Origin of the sequence: Methylophaga sp. UBA5088 (assembly GCF_002414625.1) — a bacterium.
Lineage (GTDB): Bacteria > Pseudomonadota > Gammaproteobacteria > Nitrosococcales > Methylophagaceae > Methylophaga > Methylophaga marina.
Genome location: NZ_DIAC01000126.1, coordinates 10,785 through 15,189 on the forward strand (window position 1 = coordinate 10,785; position 4,405 = coordinate 15,189).

Below are 4,405 nucleotides of genomic sequence, written 5' to 3' on the forward strand. Positions count from 1 at the left end.
TGTTTTTCTACTGGGCCTTTGCGATCACACCGTGGGTAGTTATTTCGAGATTCTCCAGTTTATGGCTACTCTGGTTGATGTTATTGAATCTTGCTTTAGTGTTGTATTTCGATACTTTTCATTCAATTTTTGGTTTGGTTTTTGACGCTCAAAATACTTTATTTTGGTGTTTGTTTGGCCTTAATAGTCTGGCATTGCTTATATGGGAGTGGTGCAGTAAGAAAATGGTGGCGCTGACTGAGCGTTGGCCACAACGGGTTATTGCCATCATAAATGGTTGGGCTATTACGGCATTAGCGATTTATGTCAGCCTGGATAAACCGGAAGAACAGCTGCTGCCCTTGCTTATCTGGGTAGCTTGGTTAATCATTTTTATGGTCGCTTATCGTCAATTGCGGCTTGATATTTTTATGTTGGCTGGTGGTTGCTTATCAGCCATTTTGGTCATTATGACACTGCTAGGCCAACATATTATTGAGTCAGGCGACGAGGGTGCACTATTACTGTTGTCAGTATTGATCATGGCCATGGGGGCCGGTGCAGCCTACTGGTTGAAACAGGTGCACAGGGAGAGTGAGTCATGAGCACTGAGGACAAAGTATGGATGACATTAAGCCAATCTGGTCTCGTTTCGGGGCCTAGACCTGAAGGCCTGAGCATATCTATGCCTTGGTATATCAAAACATTACTGGCCGTATCAGCTTGGTTAGCGGCAGTATTTTTATTTGCTTTTCTGGCCATGCTGTTTAATGGACTATTAGATTCAGTATTGGCAGCTACACTGTTTGGTAGTTTTTTTATATTAATCGCATATCACGTGCTTAAGAGTGAGCCGTCGGACTTCGTCGAGCATTTGGGGCTAGCGTTCAGTATTGCTGGGCAGATTTTGTTAATTATTGCTATGTTGCAGTGGGGAAGTGATGCCGATCATCTCAAGTGGCTTATTGCGCTTGGTTTAAATGTATTTCTTATTTTTCTTATCCCCAATTTTGTGCATAGAGTGCTTTCTTCATTTCTTGCCTGTATTTGTCTAGCGGGTAGTTTGGCTCAATACGGTCTCTTTAGTATGTGTTTGCCACTGATCCTGTTTATTTGTGCCTGGTGCTGGATTCATGAGTTTAAAAATGCAAAGTGGTATCGATATGTGACGGCTTTAGGTTATGGCTCTCTGTTTTCCTTACTGCTCATCGAAACAAACACATTTTTTCAGTCCGGTTTATTTTATTGGGGGCATCAGGTAGCAGTTAAGCAGCTTGGCCATTTTTACTATTTGAATTCAATGTTGACTGGCGCAGTTGTTATATATTCTTCTTTAATGATTATTAATAAATATCAATCATTAATGATGAAAAGCTCTTGGTATATATTAGCTTTTGTGTTGGTGCTTTCAGGCATTACGTGGTCAATCAATGGTATGCACACAAGCATGGTTGTTTTTGCTCTGGGGCTGGCGACAACACATCGTATATTGATTGGACTTGGCAGCCTATACCTTTTATTCAGTATTAGCCATTATTACTATTCACTTGATACAACATTGTTAGTGAAAGCGTTAAGTCTAGCCATCTTAGGGGGAGTATTGCTCGGCATACGTTGGTGTTTGCCCAAACTGTTTGGAGAATCAACATGAAACTGCATAAAGCGATGGCTGTCACGACCTTGTTGTTGATTTTACTCACGGTTAATGCATTGGTGTATCAGCAGGAAAAGCTATTGTCTGATGGTGAAAAGATATTGTTGAAGTTGAGAGTGGTGGACCCTCGCTCGTTGATGCAGGGTGACTACATGGCCCTGGATTACGAACTGACAGCACAGATTCGTATGCACTTGGCAGAACAGCGTCATGATGTGGAAAGGCCATTGCGCCCTCAAGATGCGTTTGTGGTCGTCAAAGTCGATAAAGACAACGTGGCAGAGTTTATCCGAATCGATAATGATCAGCCATTAGCCGGCAACGAACGCCGTCTCTTTTTTCGGGTACGTAACAACAGCATCAAATTTGGTACGAATGCTTTCTTTTTTGAGGAGGGCACGGCGTCAAACTATCAGGATGCACAGTTTGCTGAGTTTCGAGTCAATCAGGAAGGGGACTTATTACTGGTCAGTGTACAGTAATAAAATCACCCAACCCTTTATTAAACACGTCCTGATTTAAATTTTGTATGTAAGGATCTCAATAAATTCTCTGTGTCCTCCCAGCTCAGACATGGATCAGTAACAGATTGGCCAAATATGGGGGGATGACCATCTTCCTGCTTACCGTCCTCAAGGTAACTCTCCAGCATTAGCCCCAACACATTGACATTGCCTGCTATTCGTTGGTCAATGACATCGTGTGAAATAGTCGTTTGTTTGCGATGTTGCCTGAGCGAGTTGTCATGGTTACAGTCAACTAAAACCTTGGGGCGACACTGATTGAATAAGAGCAAAGATATGGCTTGTTCTATCGACTCTATATCGTAGTTTGTCAGTCCATTCCCCCCGCGCAGAACGAGATGTGTGTCTAAGTTTCCAGCTGTATTTTTCATACCAATTTGACCATCTTCATTGACTGTCAGCGTGTGGTGCTGACTTGAAGAAGCTCGCATAGCATTGATGGCATTGTGAATACGACCATCGGTACCATTTTTAATGCCGACGGGGCAGGGTAAGTCACTGACGAGTTCGCGATGAGGCTGTGATTCTGAAGTACGTGCTCCAATGGCTACCCAACTCACAAGATCACTAATGTAGTTCATAACAAATGGATGAAGTGCTTCAGTAGCAATCGGCAAGCCAAGTTCAGTTAATTGCAGCAAAATACGTCTTGAGCTGTGTAAACCCAATGCCATATTACCTTGACCATTACGTAATGGATCATAGGCTAGCCCTTTCCAGCCAAGCGTTGTTCGGGGTTTTTCAACATACGCACGCATCACTATGAATAACTCGTCTTTAAGTTCAGCCGAGAGTTGTGCCAGTCGTCGACCATATTCCAGAGCGGCTTCTTCAGAGTCTATTGAGCAAGGACCCACAATGATCATCAGTCGATCGTCTGCATCGTTAAGTAGCCGCCGGATGGATTGACGTTGTTCTGCTATCTGATGTTCCAGATTGTGTTTGATAGGAAGGGCCGCTTTGAGCTCAGCAGGTGTGGGTAGTCTGAGGCTCTCCGAATCGCATTCATGTTGTAACGTATCGATAGAAGCGGTCATGATAATGGTCCTTTTAAGCAGTCAGGACGAGACTGAGTCAAATGGTGCATCTGTTATTTCTCTACGCATTAAAAAACCCCGTTGGCTGACTGACCATCCGGGGTTTTTTTAATGGTAGTCAGCATGATGCCGGACTACCTTAACGATTTTAAGTGTTAGAGGTGAGCCGGCTTTTGGCTATAAAAATAGCCATATGCAAACCACCAATACATCACAACACTCTCTGACAGCGTCAAGGAGAGTAGAACGGATTTTGCTGTTGTTGTTAATGTATTCATAACGCTATGTTAATTCATCTGGTGAAATTTGGAAACCAACTGATTTCTTCGAAACAGTCATTATTGACACCATGGGCAGGCAAGAGGTTCACCGATAAAAATGCCTTCACCTGGCTGTTGAACTGATTTCCAATAGGCTTCAATAAGTGTGTCACCATCCATATAACTGGGAATTAGGATATAGGGATTAGGAAATTTTTGTGGGTAATTGCAGGGTTCAACTACCGTGCCATAACTCCCTGTTGCTCCAGCCTCAAGCCAACGATACGCTTTCATTTGCCCTTGTTTGTGGATGCCTGCACCACCGACAGAAGTTAAATGATCGGCAATCGCACCAGGTAAAAAGAGATTACTACTGATATCGGGTACCTGAACATAGCCCGTCATATAAAACATGACATCGCGTTTATTTCTTATGCTGGTGCCTTTTGTTCGTTTGCGGTCATCAACATAATGAATTTCTATGCCGTTTCTTTCTGGCCAGATATCGGCAATTTTTTTAAACATCCGCCAACGCGTGCTACGTTGATTATCCTGTGTACGGACAAGATAAGCATGACCTGAAGGCGCACTTTTATCAGCTCTGATGCCTCGTTCAATCAGTTTTTTGGCATCGATAAGATGACGTCCGCTCAACATCATACTCAAAGGTCTATCAGTGTTTTGCCAGAGATGTTCTGATTTAGCATTATAAAAAGGGCTGTCTGCGGTAGGGTGACAACCCGATGGCCGCTGCTTGTTATGACTACAATAGCTTTCATCAAAGCCCAGACTCAATGCACTGGTTAGTGACATACAGCCGACGCGATAGGGGGCATGCCATGTCAGTAACAAAACCTTAATGTTCTCTGTCAAATGCGGTTTGATTTGAGACTCAATCACTGCAAATTGTTCGGGCGAAAGCGTCGATGAAGCTTCCTCGATAGATAGTCC

General features: G+C 43.4%; 5 protein-coding genes. 3 read left to right on the forward strand and 2 right to left on the reverse strand.

Going from position 1 to position 4,405, the window contains the following annotated elements; translation table 11 throughout:
* The 3 genes from B4K20_RS15605 to B4K20_RS15615 form a co-directional block, all read left to right on the forward strand.
* Nucleotides 1–584: hypothetical protein (locus B4K20_RS15605; RefSeq protein WP_289283620.1), on the forward strand; the 584-nt coding region annotated here is incomplete at its 5' end.
* A complete protein-coding gene (locus tag B4K20_RS15610) occupies nt 581–1,630 on the forward strand; it encodes a DUF4401 domain-containing protein (protein WP_289283621.1) in 1,050 nt (349 codons plus the stop codon). The genes B4K20_RS15605 and B4K20_RS15610, both read left to right, overlap by 4 nt.
* Nucleotides 1,627–2,115 carry a GDYXXLXY domain-containing protein gene (locus B4K20_RS15615; protein ID WP_289283622.1) on the forward strand — a complete coding sequence of 163 codons (489 nt, stop codon included), beginning with the start codon at nt 1,627–1,629 and terminating at the stop codon, nt 2,113–2,115. The genes B4K20_RS15610 and B4K20_RS15615 overlap by 4 nt, the downstream gene beginning before the upstream one ends.
* Nucleotides 2,116–2,135: 20 nt before the next feature.
* Here the strand turns inward: B4K20_RS15615 and B4K20_RS15620 are convergent, their stop codons facing one another.
* Entirely contained in the window at nt 2,136–3,194 is a 1,059-nt protein-coding gene (locus B4K20_RS15620) for a 3-deoxy-7-phosphoheptulonate synthase (RefSeq protein ID WP_289283623.1), read from the reverse strand.
* A 338-nt stretch (nt 3,195–3,532) separates the two neighbouring features.
* Nucleotides 3,533–4,405: TIGR03790 family protein (locus tag B4K20_RS15625; RefSeq protein WP_289283624.1), on the reverse strand; the 873-nt coding region annotated here is incomplete at its 5' end.